Origin of the sequence: Salipaludibacillus sp. CUR1 (assembly GCF_021028955.1) — a bacterium.
In the GTDB taxonomy this organism is placed as follows: Bacteria; Bacillota; Bacilli; order Bacillales; family Salisediminibacteriaceae; genus Salipaludibacillus.
Genome location: NZ_JAIWPE010000064.1, coordinates 159,498 through 174,946, shown reverse-complemented (window position 1 = coordinate 174,946; position 15,449 = coordinate 159,498). Strand labels below are relative to the sequence as shown.

Annotated in this window: 14 protein-coding genes and 1 other annotated feature; of the genes, 2 read left to right on the top strand and 12 right to left on the bottom strand. The window is 42.0% G+C overall.

Annotated elements, in window-relative coordinates; genetic code table 11:
- Nucleotides 1-27: 27 nt before the first annotated feature.
- From K8O68_RS13795 to K8O68_RS13785, 3 genes are all read right to left on the bottom strand, one after another.
- Entirely contained in the window at nt 28-291 is a 264-nt protein-coding gene (locus tag K8O68_RS13795; RefSeq protein WP_230897442.1) for a hypothetical protein, read from the bottom strand.
- A 140-nt stretch (nt 292-431) separates the two neighbouring features.
- The gene (locus K8O68_RS21630) at nt 432-2,129 is read right to left on the bottom strand and encodes a sensor domain-containing diguanylate cyclase (RefSeq protein WP_230897441.1); all 1,698 of its coding nucleotides are present in this window, start codon (nt 2,127-2,129) and stop codon (nt 432-434) included.
- A gap of 161 nt (nt 2,130-2,290) precedes the next feature.
- The gene (locus K8O68_RS13785; protein ID WP_230897440.1) at nt 2,291-3,607 is read right to left on the bottom strand and encodes a bifunctional folylpolyglutamate synthase/dihydrofolate synthase; all 1,317 of its coding nucleotides are present in this window, start codon (nt 3,605-3,607) and stop codon (nt 2,291-2,293) included.
- Between the two features lie 126 nt (nt 3,608-3,733).
- On the opposite strand from K8O68_RS13785, the gene K8O68_RS13780 reads away from it, so the two are divergent.
- Nucleotides 3,734-4,636, top strand: coding sequence for an ATP-grasp domain-containing protein (locus K8O68_RS13780; protein ID WP_230897439.1), 903 nt, complete (start codon nt 3,734-3,736; stop codon nt 4,634-4,636).
- A 20-nt stretch (nt 4,637-4,656) separates the two neighbouring features.
- Entirely contained in the window at nt 4,657-5,520 is an 864-nt protein-coding gene (locus K8O68_RS13775) for an ATP-grasp domain-containing protein (RefSeq protein WP_230897438.1), read from the top strand.
- Nucleotides 5,521-5,553: 33 nt separating this feature from the next.
- Here K8O68_RS13775 and K8O68_RS13770 read toward each other — a convergent pair whose 3' ends face one another.
- From K8O68_RS13770 to K8O68_RS13730, 9 genes are all read right to left on the bottom strand, one after another.
- Nucleotides 5,554-6,186, bottom strand: a complete 633-nt coding sequence (locus K8O68_RS13770) for a response regulator transcription factor (protein WP_230897437.1) — start codon at nt 6,184-6,186, stop codon at nt 5,554-5,556.
- Nucleotides 6,179-7,228 carry a sensor histidine kinase gene (locus tag K8O68_RS13765; RefSeq protein ID WP_230897436.1) on the bottom strand — a complete coding sequence of 350 codons (1,050 nt, stop codon included), beginning with the start codon at nt 7,226-7,228 and terminating at the stop codon, nt 6,179-6,181. The genes K8O68_RS13770 and K8O68_RS13765 overlap by 8 nt, the downstream gene beginning before the upstream one ends.
- Nucleotides 7,225-7,953, bottom strand: a complete 729-nt coding sequence (gene liaF / locus K8O68_RS13760; RefSeq protein ID WP_230897435.1) for a cell wall-active antibiotics response protein LiaF — start codon at nt 7,951-7,953, stop codon at nt 7,225-7,227. The genes K8O68_RS13765 and liaF overlap by 4 nt, the downstream gene beginning before the upstream one ends.
- 70 nt (nt 7,954-8,023) lie before the next feature.
- Nucleotides 8,024-8,680 (bottom strand): PspA/IM30 family protein, encoded by a 657-nt coding sequence (locus tag K8O68_RS13755; RefSeq protein ID WP_230897434.1) that lies wholly within the window; start codon nt 8,678-8,680, stop codon nt 8,024-8,026.
- Between the two features lie 22 nt (nt 8,681-8,702).
- Nucleotides 8,703-9,053, bottom strand: a complete 351-nt coding sequence (locus K8O68_RS13750; RefSeq protein WP_230897433.1) for a lmo0954 family membrane protein — start codon at nt 9,051-9,053, stop codon at nt 8,703-8,705.
- Between the two features lie 476 nt (nt 9,054-9,529).
- Nucleotides 9,530-10,363, bottom strand: a complete 834-nt coding sequence (locus K8O68_RS13745) for an aminotransferase class IV (RefSeq protein ID WP_230897432.1) — start codon at nt 10,361-10,363, stop codon at nt 9,530-9,532.
- Between the two features lie 57 nt (nt 10,364-10,420).
- Complete coding sequence (locus tag K8O68_RS13740; protein ID WP_230897431.1) at nt 10,421-13,069, bottom strand: valine--tRNA ligase; 2,649 nt, start codon at nt 13,067-13,069, stop codon at nt 10,421-10,423.
- 68 nt (nt 13,070-13,137) lie between these two features.
- Nucleotides 13,138-13,411: a binding site (T-box leader), on the bottom strand.
- Between the two features lie 21 nt (nt 13,412-13,432).
- Nucleotides 13,433-14,200, bottom strand: a complete 768-nt coding sequence (locus K8O68_RS13735; RefSeq protein WP_230897430.1) for an ABC transporter ATP-binding protein — start codon at nt 14,198-14,200, stop codon at nt 13,433-13,435.
- Nucleotides 14,197-15,402 carry an ABC transporter permease gene (locus tag K8O68_RS13730; protein WP_230897429.1) on the bottom strand — a complete coding sequence of 402 codons (1,206 nt, stop codon included), beginning with the start codon at nt 15,400-15,402 and terminating at the stop codon, nt 14,197-14,199. Before K8O68_RS13730 ends, K8O68_RS13735 begins: the two co-directional genes overlap by 4 nt.
- Nucleotides 15,403-15,449 lie beyond the last annotated feature (47 nt).

Sequence of the window (15,449 nt, the reverse complement as noted above, 5' to 3'; positions counted from 1 at the left end):
ATTACCTCTTTCGTCAAATATCTTTTGTCAGTGCTCCTCTTCAGCCATTCGGCTATTTAAGCGTTCAGCACGTCTGGAAAAAAGGTAAGAAGTAAACACTGCCAGCAGGATGATACTGCTGGCCGCGACAAGCCAATGAAAATAATGATTAAGAAACAGCCCGACAAGAAAATACACAACTGCTAAAAAAATATGCAGGAAAGTGACTGTCTTTGGAAAGACAGAGGGCAAGAAAAGAAGAATCGGAATTAAAATTATTGCTCCTGCTACTACGATAAAAATTTCAACCATTAGATTACTTCCTTCCAACATTATCTAGTAATCTCTCATTATGTCAATTAAACCATTCATGCTGTTTCTAAGCAATATAAATAACTAATTAAAAAACGGCGATTTAATGTCTGATCGCCGTCTTCCTTTATTTGTTTTAACTATGAAAATTGCGCTACTTTATTTCTTCCTTTTTGCTTTGCACCTGTATACATTGCCCTGTCTGCATTTCTCAGCACGGATAAAGGTTCTTCGTTCTGCTCACTTTTTGCTGCCACCCCTATGCTTGCTGTGAGCCGGACAGTCTTCCTTTCTCCCCCATCCAGGTCGGCATTGACAACAAATAAGTGTGATTCGATCGCCCGCCGCAGTTTCTCCCCTGTTTTTGAAGCTTCAGGCAAGCGGATATTTTTAAGTAACACCACGAATTCTTCCCCTCCGTACCTTGCTGTTACCCCAAGGTCCCCTACTGTCTCTGAAAGAACTGCTGCTACTTGAGCGAGGACTTCGTTACCGCTCTGGTGGCCGTAAGTATCATTGATTAACTTAAAATGATCCAAATCCAGCAAAACGATCGCGTAAGAGCTTTCTTCTGCTCCCTCCCCGTATTCCTTAATTAACAGGTTTTCGAAATACTTGTAATTGTACAAGTCTGTTAATGAACAGCGTTCACTTTCTTTTTTAGTCTCTTCAATATATCTGGCATTCTGTACCGCCACTGAAAGATAGTTGGCTATAATTTCTAAAACCATCTGATGGCTTTTTTCAAATGCATTTTTCCTGTCAGAGGTCAGTGTAATTACACCTACGGTCGTATGATTAACTATAGCCGGAGCGGACAGAACCGACTGAACCCCCAGATATATATTTTCATTTTCTAACTCTTGCCAGTCTTTTTTAGAATTAAACCGGCACGACACCCCTTTAGTGAAAACATACTGGCTGATATTGTCTCCATAAAGAATTTTAATATTTGAGCGGGCGTGCGGGTTATGCGTGTAAATAGGTTTTAAATCTCCGGACGGGCGTCTTTCAAAAAGGTAGATGCCATTCGAAGGAAAGATCGTGTTGCATGTATTTATAAATTTGTTAATGATTGTCTCTACATCTAAACTGTGATTGACTTCATGCCCAAAAGCACTGACTTTTTTCAGGAGGGCCGTGGTTCTCTTACTTTCGTTAATTATCCTTAAGATAAGAGACACAGAGATGATAGGGATACCAATCATTAACACAGCGGCATAACTCATCTCCTCATATAACACGGCAAGTGTCAGCCCGACTGGCACGATCAGGATGCCAGTGAGAGCTTGCCATTTCATGGGTTCGTCAAAAAATTTAATAGTCGATATACCAAGAATGTAATATCGGATTAAATATATTAACCCATTGTTAAGGAAGAAGAAAGCTACCACATATATTAATACCGGCAGGAGAAGCTGAGTAAAGTTTCCGCTAATTACTCCGCCTGTGACTCCCCCAAAAAGGTAAAACATGCCTCCGGCGCCAAGTGAAGTAGCCAGAAGGAGTAATGAATTTAAAGGATAGCGGTACAAATCATTTCTGGAAATTTTCAATCTGGTCAGGGTGGTGAATAAAGCTATCTGAGTGACAAGGATTTCAATAATAAGCCCAAAATGTAAAAAAATAGCTAAAGAAATTCCATGTAACGGCACAATAGATGTGCTTCTGATTTGAATGGGAAAGAGAGAAGCAATAATAATCAGAACAGTAAAAGACAGCACAGGCAGCCAGGATGCGGCCAGGACATTATATGTATGCTCTGCAACAAAGTAAATAAAAGGTGGCAGGGTTAACAACCAGAGAAACCAGACAATCCGCTGTTGCTTTTCTGACACTTTGGTCACATCCTTTGAATGTCTTTTTAAGCTTTCGGCACCCCTGTAATTTTCGGAATTTTCCAACCGTTGGCAGTTTTTATACTACCATAGTTTGTATATTCTGTTAAGACTAATGGATTACATTTTAGAGAGGTTTTTTAAATAGCAGGCTTACCAGATTAACCGAGACGTTTCTTTAAAAATTGCCGGCACTCACCTACGAACTGATGGGAGCCAGTAATAACAAGAACATCCCTTTCATCTGAAAGATTCAGCCATTGATCGAGCCACTCCGCCCAGTTTCCGACATCATTTACTTCCTGGAACTTTTCCCTGCTATTAATTATTTTCCTGTAATCCGCCCCGCTCAACGAACGTTCAGAGGAAAATTCTGTTACATTCAAGGACCCTTTTACAGTTGAGAGCATGTTCATCATATCTGCCGCAGGTTTGTCTTTCATAGCAGCAAATAAGATCGTGATATCCCTATTACCTTCCACCGTTCTGATATTATTTCTTACTGTAGCTATCGCTTCTAAATTGTGTGCTGTATCGAGAAAAACAGAAGGAGATGACAAAAAGGCTTCCCACCTTCCTGGTATAAACGTTTTTATCAAACCTTTTCTGAGGTGGGCCGGAGTTATATCCGCAATGTTCTTATCCATAAAATAACGTACTGCAGCTACTGCCAGACCCGAGTTTTCCATTTGATGCCTGCCCTTAAGCTGAATTGAATAAGTATCTGCATTTCCATATTGAGGCTTGTAAGTAAATGACTGTTCTTTGTCAGACCGCTCATCAAGCAATAATTCCACTTCTTCCGATAATGAAAACAGGGAGCTGCCCTTCTCTTCAGCAGCTTGTTTTATGACTTGTAAAGCCTCTCCCCTTGAAGCGGTAAAGACAGGGGCACCTGTCTTAATAATGCCAGCTTTCTCACGAGCTATATCAGTTAATTGGCTTCCCAGGTACTTTTGGTGGTCCATACCGACGTTGGTAATAATAGCTGCTAAAGGAGAGTTTATAATATTTGTAGCATCAAGCCTTCCGCCCATTCCTGCTTCCACCAGTACAAAATCTACAGGGCGAACATAAGCGAAATAATTAATAGCTATTGCAGTCAGACATTCAAATTCACTGATTTTTTCACCCTTCTCATCCTCAGCAGCTTTTACAGCTGTATAAACAGCCTGGCACCCTTTTGTGAATGCTTCTTCAGAGAGGGGCAATGAATTAACTGATAGTTGATTCCTCTCCTCCCCAAAAGCAGGAGTATTAAAAGAGCCTGTGTCATATCCTGCTTCCTTTAGTATAGATCCTAAAAAAGCACACACAGACCCTTTTCCATTTGTACCCGCAACGTGGACCGCTTTGATTTTCCGTTCAGGATGGCCAAGGTGCTTCATAAGCAGTGTCATACGGTCAAGAGAATAAGCTATACCCGCATCTTTTTTTGAATGTATAAACATAATTGCTTCCTCATAGTTAGTGATCATTTATTTCTCCTTTTATTTTTATGTTGATTTTGCAGTAGAAACATGACATCATCAACTATAAAAGACTGATTATTTTTTCCTAATATCTTAACACACAGAAGTTTTTTAGCGAAAGGAAGCTTAAACTTGGCAAAGTTAAACGGCTGGCTCATTTATAATGGCCATTTACAAACAAATAAATTTCTCGATTACGTCGAGTGGATGTTAAAGGCAGCAGAAAAACAAGGCATAGAGCTGGCTGCTAAAACGAATGACCAGTTTATCGCCGGTACCACATCTGCCGGTTATCCTGCTGTTTATTCTCGTTCCGGGAAACAAACAGAGTTACCTGACTTTATCCACTTTGCTGATAAAGACCTGCACTTAGCCAGACAGCTGGAACGTTTGGGAGTTCGCCTTTTTAATTCTTCAACAGCCATCGGTATTTGCGATAATAAATCTCTTATGCATGAAAAACTTGCCGCCAAACAAATTCCTGTCCCGAAAACGATGATCGCTCCGTTGATTTTTCCTGGAATGAAATTAATAAAAAAGACTTATCTGGAAACTGTTGAGAGAGAAATCGGCCTTCCTTTAATTGTTAAGGAAGCATACGGCTCTTTCGGCGAACAGGTTTACTGGGTGGAAAACCGCCAAGAGCTGCTTGAAATTGCTGATCGCCTGGCAGGAAGGGACCACCTTTATCAACAGCCGGCCTTACTGAGTGTGGGGACGGATATCCGCTTAAACGTAGTCGGCAATGAGGTAGTCGCGGCTATGAAACGGACTTCTGAGAATGATTTTCGCGCTAACGTGACTGCTGGAGGAAGTACTCAGCCTTACCGTCCCGATAATGATGAAGTTCAGCTTGCTCTCGCGGCTGCCAAAGCTGTACAAGCTGATTTTGCCGGGGTAGATTTACTGTATGGAGAAAATGGGCCAATGGTCTGCGAAGTTAATTCAAATCCCCACTTACGAAGCATTTATGAATGTACGGGAGAAGACGTAGCTGATTATATGATTTCTTTCATTTCAAATAAACTAACATGACTTTAAAAGGTGGGAAATACATGAGCCATAAAACCGGCTGGGTGGTATACCGTAGAAATGATATCCCGAGAAACCAGAAGTTTATCGATATGCTGCAGGTAGCTTGCAGTAATAGAGAGATTGCTTTAAAAGTAATCCCTTACGAAGAGATTCAATTCCACCTTTCAAAAGACCAACAGGTTTTTGCAAATTATGAGTACCAAGCTCCGGATTTTGTGATTAACCGCTCTGTGTCACCGTGGCTGAATGAAGTTACAGAACTTACAGGTATCCGTTGTTTTAATTCAGCCTACGTAGCCAGAGTTGCCAATGACAAACGGCTTGCTCATGCCGTATTTGCAAATATCGGTATGCCAATGCTCCCAAGCAAGGCGGTTCACAGAGAATCCCTGACGAAAGAAGTTTCCACGGATTCAAATTTAGAGTCTTTTATACTAAAAGACCCCATCGGAAGAGGAGGAACAGGAGTAGAGCTTATTGACCCTGAGAAAGGAATAGAGCATGTTGGCGGGTCCTTGCCTGCAGACCTCCTTCACCAGCCCGTAGGAGGAGTAAAGGGAAAGGATTTGCGCATATATATTATTAACAATAAAATCGTAGGCGCTGTTTTACGCGAATCGGCTACTGATTTCAGGGCCAACATTTCATATGGCGGAAATTCGAGTTTATATGAACTGAACAATAAAGAAAGAGGATTGATAAAGTTAGTAACAAATTCAATCCATTTAGATTTTGTCGGCTTGGACTTTTTAATAGATGAGCAAGGAGAATTACTCTTCAATGAAATGGAAGACGCGGTTGGGTGCCGCAGCCTCTACATGAACAGTTCTATTAATATTGCCGACTTATTTGCAGACTACATTTATAATGAAATAACATGCTGAAGCCTGGTTAATCCCAAAAGAGATTGACCTCGCCTATTTATAAAGATTTTGGTTAAATGCGTAAATAACCGCCTGGGTACGGTCATGAACCTCCAGTTTACTCAATATATTGCTCACATGAACTTTTACAGTTTTTAAGGCAATGTAAAGGTCATCTGCAATTTCCTGATTACTTTTCCCCTCAGTCATCAGGCGGAGCACTTCTTTTTCTCTGTCTGTCAGCTGGTCGTGAAGGGCCTGCCTTTTACCCCCTCTCATTTTATTCATAAGTTTTCCTGTAACTTCAGGCTCAAGTATCGACTGTCCCTCATATGTAGCCCTGATTGCTTTAGCTATTTCACTCGCTTTGGATGTCTTAAGCATATAGCTGGTGGCCCCCGCTTCAAGAGCCGGGTACACTTTTTCATCATCCAGAAAGCTTGTGACTATGATGATCTTTGCTTCAGGCCATTGATTAATAATTCTTCTAGTCGCTTCAATCCCGTCCATTTTTTTCATTACAAGGTCCATTAAAATAATATCCGGCTTCAATTTCAAAGCCAGTTCCACGGCATTTGTCCCATCATCAGCCTCCGCAATCACATCAATATCCGGCTGGGCCGACAAATAAGAAGAAACGCCTATTCTGACCATCTCATGATCATCTGCAAATAAAACGTTAATCATCGCTCTCTCCCCTTTTATTTAAGGCTGGTACTTTTACTTCCAGTCGCGTTCCCTCATTTTCTATGCTGACCACTTTCATGGTCCCGCCCAATTCTTCAGCCCTCTCATACATATTCTGAATTCCGTATGAACCATGATTACGCGCTTCCTGAACATTAAACCCCTGCCCGTCATCTGTTATTCTTAAAATGACATTATCATCCCTGGCTATAAGCATTACTTGAAGCAGACCGGCACGGGCGTGGCGTAAAGTGTTCGATATAGATTCCTGCAAAATACGGAACAGATGGTCTTCCACCCCTTTGTCAAGAGTAAGATCTTCCAGTTTAGCTTCAATCGACAGAGGGACTTTCTCTTTTAATTCTGCAAGCAGTTCTTCTATTCCTTCTGTGAGCGTCTTTCCTTTCAGCGCGGCCGGCCTCAAGTGGAGAAGTAAAGCTCTCATTTCCAGCTGAGACTGGTCAATCATTTTTTCTACCATATTAAGCTGTTTTTTTATTATTTGATCTTCAGGCGGGTTGGTTTCGTTAATTGTAGACATCATCATAGAGGCCGCAAATAACTGCTGGCTCACAGAATCGTGGAGCTCACGGGCGAGACGGTTCCTCTCTTGCACCACGACCTCATGCAAACTTTTTTCTCTTTCTATTGCCCGCTCTGAGGCAAGTTTCTGCGAGATCTCTGCCTGCCTGGTCATTTTCTCTTCTATTCTTTTTACCTGTTTCTGTATTTCCGTAAGCTCTGTTAAAGACCCATCACGCTTTAAAGATATTTTTTGTCCTTTAATTAAATCTTCCAGTCCCTCACTGATGTTTTTTAACTTTTTCCTCCAGAAACTTCCGTAAATCAAACCAAAAACCACTCCTGCAGCGCCAATCGTAATTAAGACAAAATATAAATAGGAGACATCATATATACTTTGCTGATAGAGACGCGACCAGCTTTCAAGTGGAAACGCCATAAACGTAAGCCCTAAGAGAAAAAGGGAAAATAAAAAAAGAAACAGGACAGCAATAAGGATATGCCTTATCAATGTGCTCATATCCTCCTCACCTCTATATCCCCGGAAAATAAGGAGGTGACAATTTTCACTTTTGGTTTCCCTTTCAGGTAATTTTCCGTCTGAAAAGCAACCGACCGATTGACCAGCTTTTCTTCGTATTTTTGAAATATAGAAAGATGCCCAAATACAGTACTGTGAAGCACAGCTACTTCAACTTCGTAAGGTACATATATTTTAATATTTCCGATAAAATGCCGGATCGATATGACAGCATCTTCCTGTATGACCGTATTGCTTAAATCTATCACACGGTCGCCGATTCCTCCGTGGATATTTATATCCCGCCATTGATAAGGAACATCTTCTGTTTTTTGATCTCCTAAAAATTTGTGCTGAAGAAGCGGTGAAAACTCTGTTAAGGTTTCCGGTTCCCCGGAAGTTTCCCCGTTGAATTGCGGCTTTATATAGTCGGGTTCTTTTTTAGATTTGTAGTAATGACGAAAGAAAAGGAAAATCACTGCGAGAAATAAAAAACGAAGAGCATACATATTCAGTACATTTAAAGCAAGGCTCACTGCTCCAATCCAAAACAGCACCTTGCCAATCAAGGTGTGATAATTTTTCCAGCCCAAAAATATTAAAAAACCGAGAAAGAGTGCTGTAAAAATAAACCCTCCCCCGAAAAACATTAATTCAAAAAGAAGGATAGCCAGCGTAATGATGAGAATCCAGTTAAATGTATGAGTCGGAATTCTATTCAACATAGCAGGCGGCCTCCTTCGTAGTATCAGTTTTTTGTTGCAGGAAAAGGGTGCGGCGGCCGCACCCTTTATATCATACCATTTTTTCGTTACTTTCGGATGAGGCATCCCCGCTGTTCATTTGTTTTTCAATCCTCGCTATTTTACTGTCAAAGGTGTGGCGGTAATAATCGTTATTTACTTTGTGCTCCAGCTCTTCTATATACCGCTCCATGTCCGCAAAGCGCGAATATGGCTTTTCACCTGCCCCGGCATCTAATTTATTTATCTGATGTCTCGCTCTTGCGATGTTCTCCCGGCCCATCATTTCCATTCTTCTTAGACGCATATCTTTTAGTTTGTGATTCATTTCTTCATATTTTTTTTCGAGCGCTTCCAGCTGCCGCACCGCTTCAATTTCGCTGTAAGTAAGACGTTCAGCTCTCGCTCTGTACTCTTCATAGTCTTTCCGTGCAAAATCTGCTAATTCATGCTCATCTGCTTTTTCGGCAATTTCCGCCTGGTCCCTGCGCTTGTCAGCCATTAAATCCGCTTCTTTTCTTTCATCTCTGAATTCATCTTTTAACCGGCGCTGCCGCTCAATCAGCTGCCTTACTTTTTCTGTTTCTTTTTCACTCTGCCTTAAATAATGATTTAATGCCTGCATTGGATTTTTCTCATCTTTCTTGTCCAAAAAAGCCTGAATATCACTTTCAATACTATCCACCAATCTTGTGAACACGTTTGCCATTAAACTCATCTCCTAATCAGGTTTATTTTTTCAGATCCGCCCACTCCCGCTCAAAATTTGTAAAAGGGTCTTCGTGGCTGTTGGAGCTTCTTGCTTTTTCAGGCTTCTCTTTATCTTTTTTAAAAATCAGATAAAGAATATATAATGCCAGGACTCCGGCCAGAGCGTAAATATTTGAGACAGTCATGCTGAGGATAATCAGCCCTGAAATCACCCAAAACACTTTAGCGCCGGTTGATTCTGTTTTCATGAACTGTTTAAATATGACATACAATAACAGTACGCCTGCAGCAAATAAAATCAGAGGCCCTAAATTAACCAAAAAGATAATTAATGCGATGACCGCCAGTAAAAACAACACGAAAGAATTCATTGTTGTTTCCTCCTCTCTCATTTCTTATCTTAATCTTACCGGGAAAATTGTCGTTCCATAACGTCCTCCGGATATATATTAACTAAGACCAGAGGCGTATTTTCGTGGCTTCCGATGAGCGCGCAGATAGCGGGGGGATGGGGACAAAATACAGAAGACTTTTTGACCGAAGAATTGCGAAAATTGGCGTTACCTTCTTAGGTTTTGAGAATTTCGCTGATTGATTTTGTTTTTCGCTGATAGGGACCGCATTTTCGCTGATAGAAATCATTTTTCGCTGATAGGAACCTCATTTTCGCCGGTAGAGACGCTATTTTATTGATTTGCCCCCGGGCAAGCGCCCACCTGGCGGACTGAAATCATTCTTAGACAAAGGTCATCTTCTTTAACTCCAAAAATAGAAAACCTGGAAAAATATCATACGATATTTCTCCAGGTTTCTTTATGGTTCTTATTTTTTTATCCCAGCTATCACATTAATCTTTTAGAGTTTGAAACTTTTCAATTAATTTGTGTGTGACCGGCCGGACTGTTGAAAACTCAATATCGTCGACCTGGCAGACCGGCATAACTTCCATACTGGTACTCGTAATAAATACTTCGTCAGCCTCATACAGGAAATTCATATCGAATGGCTCTTCCACAACTTCTATCCCGGTTTCAGAAGCCAGCTTAAGGACTATACTTCGGGTAATCCCGTGAAGAATGCCTTTTAATGCCGGGTAAGTATGCAAAATACCGTTTTTAACAACAAACACGTTAGTGCTGCAGCCTTCTTTCACAATTCCTTCGTCATGAAACACAGCTTCATCAAAACCGTTCACCTTTGCCTTTTGTTTAGCTATCACGTTCGGAAGGAGATTAAGTGATTTAATATAACAGTTTTTCCACCGGTCATCTTCCGTGGTAAGAACTTTCATTCCGTTTTGACGTTTATTTTCCGGAATAACCCGTGCATTTTTTATAGTCATTGTAAAAACTGCGCAAGACGGTTCGGGAAAATGGTGTTGCCGGGTATATATTCCCCGGCTAATCTGAATATAAATTTCAGCCTCTTTTAACGTTGAACGTTCAAGGCCTTCAAGGCATAAATTTTCTATTTCATTTAACGTATACGGCAGCTGAAGCTCTATAGCATCTGCACTTTTCTGAAGCCTCTGTAAATGCTCGTCCATATAGAAAGGACGGCCATTGTACACCCTGATCACTTCATAAATTCCATCCCCAAACTGGTGCGCCCGCTCCTGAATTGGAACGACTTTCGCGTTAATATCCACAAAGGAATCATTATAAAATGCAATCTCCGGCATCACGCCCACCTCCGGCTTTCTGGGAAAAAAAGGGGGGTCTGACCCCTTTTTCGCCTCTTAATTTTTTAATTCTTCAAGTCGCTGCTGGACTTTATCTTTTTGGTCGAGATAATCTTTTTCTTTTGCCCGTTCTTCTTCTACTATTTTTTCAGGCGCTTTTTTAATGAAGCCTTCATTTCCGAGCTTTTTCTGTACACGGGTAACTTCTCCATCCAGACGCTTCAGCTCGCCTTCAAGACGCTGAATCTCTGCGTCGAGGTCAAGGAGGCCGGCCAATGGCATATACAGCTCTACTCCCGACAATACGGAACTCATTGATTTTTCAGGAGCTGTCAGTTCTTTCCCGATTTTCAGCTCGGACGGATTACAGAACTTCTGCAGATAGGCTTCTCCCCTCTCCAGCTGTTCTAATACTTCCTGCGAGTCCGCTTTAACATGAAGAGTAATTTCCCTGCTCATTGGTACGTTAAGCTCTGAACGGGTGTTCCTTACTGACCGGATAATTTCCTGTAACAGCTGCATATCTTTAACTGCCTGTTCATTCATCAATTCTTCTTTTTTCTCAGGCCATGAGGCCACCGTGATTGATTCGCCTTCATGAGGGAGGTGCTGCCATACTTCTTCCGTAATAAACGGCATAAACGGATGCAAAAGACGCATCGTATGGTCAAGCACATAGGCAAGTACAGATCTGGTCGTATGCTTCGCTTCCTCATCTTCACTGTTTAAAGGCAGTTTAGCCATTTCGATATACCAGTCACAGAAATCATCCCAGATGAAGTTATATAACGCTCTGCCAACTTCTCCGAACTCGTAGGAATCAATAAATTTGGTTACATGCTCAATGGTTTCCTGCAGGCGGGTCAGAATCCATTGGTCAGCTATGGATTTTTTTCCGCTTAAATCAATTTCTTCGTGTTTAAGGTCGCCCATATTCATAAGAGCAAAACGGGACGCGTTCCAGATTTTATTGCCGAAGTTCCAGTTAGCTTCTACTTTTTCCCAATAAAAGCGTAAGTCGTTACCAGGGGAACTGCCTGTGCTTAAGAAGAAACGAAGCGCATCCGCACCATATTTATCAATAACTTCCATAGGGTCTACGCCATTGCCTAGAGATTTACTCATTTTTCTGCCTTCCGCATCACGGACCAGCCCGTGAATCAGAACGTCTTTAAACGGGCGCTCTCCTGTAAAATGCTTCCCTTGGAAAATCATTCGGGCAACCCAGAAATAAATAATATCGTACCCTGTGACTAAAGCGTCTGTAGAATAGTAGCGGCGGAAATCTTCCGCGTTTTCATCAGGCCAGCCCATCGTGGAAAAAGGCCATAAAGCAGAACTGAACCATGTATCCAGAACATCCTCATCCTGTTCCCAGTTTTCAATATCTTCCGGCTCTGTCCGGCCGACAAAAATTTCGCCAGTTTCTTTATGGAACCATGCTGGAATTCTGTGTCCCCACCAAAGCTGTCTGGAAATACACCAGTCACGAATATTTTCTATCCAGTGCATATATGTTTTTTCAAAACGGTCAGGGACGAAATTAACTTTATCCCCGCTTTGCTGCAATTTGATTGCTTCTTCAGCCAGAGGGCCCATTTTAACAAACCATTGGGTAGATAAATAAGGTTCAACGACGGCTCCGCTTCGCTCGGAGTGGCCGACACTGTGAAGGTGATCCTCAATTTTAAACAGGACACCCTGATCCTGAAGATCTTTAACTATTTGTTTCCGGCACTCAAACCGGTCCATTCCCTGGTACTTGCCGGCATTTTTATTCATTTTTCCGCCTTCGTCCATAACAAGGACACGTTCCAGATCATGACGGTTGCCAATTTCAAAATCATTCGGGTCGTGAGCAGGTGTAATTTTAACGGCACCGGAACCGAATTCCATATCCACATAATCATCTGCAACAATTTCTATTTCTCTTCCGATTACCGGTAACGTGACTTTCTTACCGATCAGATCTTTATAGCGCTCATCTTCCGGATGAACTGCTACAGCTGTATCTCCAAGCATTGTCTCAGGACGTGTGGTTGCTACCTCGATATGGCCGGAACCGTCTGCAAGAGGATATTTCATATGATAAAATCCGCCTTGGACGTCTTTATAGATGACTTCAATATCAGATAAGGCTGTCTTAGTTTCAGGGTCCCAGTTAATAATATATTCCCCGCGGTAAATAAGTCCTTCTTCATAAAGACGCACAAACACTTCACGTACAGCCTTCGAGAGCCCTTCATCAAGTGTAAACCGTTCACGGGAATAATCGAGGGAAAGGCCCAGCTTAGCCCACTGTTCGCGGATAAATTCTGCATATTCCTCTTTCCACTCCCAGGATTTTCCAAGAAACTTTTCACGTCCCAAATCATAACGGGAAATACCTTGTTCCCTCAACTTCCCTTCAACTTTAGCCTGAGTCGCTATGCCGGCATGGTCCATTCCAGGCAGCCAGAGAGCATCATAGCCTTGCATTCGTTTCACACGGATTAAAATATCCTGCAGTGTCGTGTCCCATGCATGACCCAGGTGCAGCTTTCCAGTCACGTTTGGCGGCGGGATTACAATTGTATAAGGCTCTTTATCCTTATCACCTGTTGCTTCAAAATATTTTCCATTTACCCAGTAAGGATACCACTTAGCTTCTGTCGCCTGCGGATCGTATTTCGGCGGCATTGATACTTGCTGCTGTTTGTCCTCCATTTACATTACCTCCTCATATCTATTCACTTATAATTACTGGAAAAATCCACACAAAAAGCCCCCGTTCGTCAAAGGACGAAGGGAGCTGAATTCCTCGCGGTACCACCTTTGTTTACAGGATCTTTACAGGTTCAAAAACCCATCTTAATCAAACCCTGAACACTCTAAGCTTTTAACGGGGCTGATCCGGCAGCCACTACTAAACGTTTCCGCCGTTCACAGCTGCAACTCCAGGGCGACCTTCCATCTTTACATCCAGGAAAACCTCTCAGCAGTGTGAAAACACACTGGCTTTCCTCTCTGGTGGGTTCGAGATGTACTCCTCCCTTTCTACATTCATTATATATATCATCTAACCGTATTTTACCGTGACTTCTGTTCAGAATCAATAGAGAGTTGTTCTAAAACTGGAGATTCAGCGGCTTCCTTTATCCTATTCTGTCCAGAAGTATACTTCGTCAAACCACAGTATGCTAATTTCCCGCTTTCCATCCTGGCTTGTTCCGTCGCATAGTTTTCTACAAGGGAGTCGTGGCTTGCTACAACGACTGTTTTACCTGACATATGCAGAGCTTTTAAAAGTCTTAATACTTGCACAGCGGACTCCCTGTCCAGGGAAGCCGTGGGCTCATCAGCAATCAGCACCTCAGGCTCCATAATTAACGCTCTGGCGATGGCAGCCCTTCTGACCTCTCCCCCGCTCAGCTGTTTAGGATAATGATCCATCCGGTTTCCTAATCCGACTTGCGATAAATAGCGTTCGGCTGCACACTTTTTCTCTTTTTTAAAAAGTGAGGTCACGACTAAAGGTAAAATGACATTTTCCAGTACTGTTAATGATGGATGGAGCGCTGGATACTGCCGGATACAGCCAAAGTACCCTCTTCTTAATTTTGTCAGACCGCGTTCTTCCAAATCCGAAAGTTTTTGGCCGTCAACTATTACCTCACCTTCTGTCGGAGGCATCATTCCCGTGATAAGAGCGATTAAGGTTGATTTACCGCTTCCCGATCGTCCTGTAAGCGATAAAAAAGTGTTCTCTTTAATTACAAGATCGACACTTTTAACAGCAAACAATCTTTTTGTTCTCGTTACACGATAAATTTTTGAGAGCCCGATACATTCAATCATACAGATTCTCCTTCCTGTACTAAATAGAACGGCGGTGACTTTAATAGTGACCGGATGGCTAGCCCTGCTCCGCCAGCAGCCCACAAACCGAGAAAAACTGCTGTACCTGCTCCATATAGAATGGCCTCCTGCCAAACAGGAAAAATGAGGGGGAGTTCAATTACTATTAAAATAAGATCTTTCTGGTCATAGAATACAGCAAAAGATAAAACAATACCTAAAGCTCCCCCGCCGGCCCCGGCGAGCCAGGCTTCAAGTAACATGAGTTTCGCCACCTGCCATTTTGAAGCCCCCATAACACGGAGCATTCCCAGCTCCTGTTTTCTCTCATTTACGATGCCGATAAACTGGGTTAAAACCTGCAGAATATTCATACATAATACAAGGATGACAACTCCAAACGATAAGATTTTCATAGGCTGCAGAAACTGCTGCAGGTTTCCTTTAAGCTCGTTTCCAAATTGTAAATGCAAGTGAGGAAATTTTTCTTCTATCTCATTTGCTGCCTTGTCTGTTTCACCTTTATCTACTTGCACAAAAACAGCAGACAACGGGTTTTTTGGCAATTCTTTTATGTAAAAAGGACTGCTTATAATATTTTCTGCCTCAGGCAAACTCATATAAATAGTGTCATCAATGCCTGAACCCGTCTGGAACAGACTGTCCTTAACTGTATATGTTTCATAAAACAAAAGTACTTTTTCCTCTATCTGTTCATCGCCGGCATGAAAAATAAACCTGTCTCCACCGGCTTTTGCACCGATTACAACTTCTTTATCCCCTAAAGGTTCACTCAGAACCTGAAATGGCTTTAAAGTAAAATCATTTTTCGGATCGATAGCTACTACGGGGAAATTACCTTCAGTCCCGCAGCATACAGTAGAAATTGTTTCAAGATAAAGCTGCGGCGCAACAGCTGTTATGCGTTCATTTTTACCGAGGAACTCCAGCAGCTCCTTGCCATTAAAATATGTATCTTTTTCGCCTGTTAAGCTGTATGGGTTAAATTTCCCGGAAGAAATAATCAAATCCGCTCCCGCTCTTCCTTCAATCAGTTCCGCTCCGTTACTCACAGACTGGAACATATATATACTGGAAAAGAGGACAAACCCGGTAAGCATGAAACTGCTAAGCAGTAATAATGTCCTTCGGGGAAACCGGACAATATTCTTCTTAACAATATCAATAGGTTTCTTTATCATCTTTTAATCCTGCTCTTTCATTAAGAGTACTCTTATTACTTTTTGGA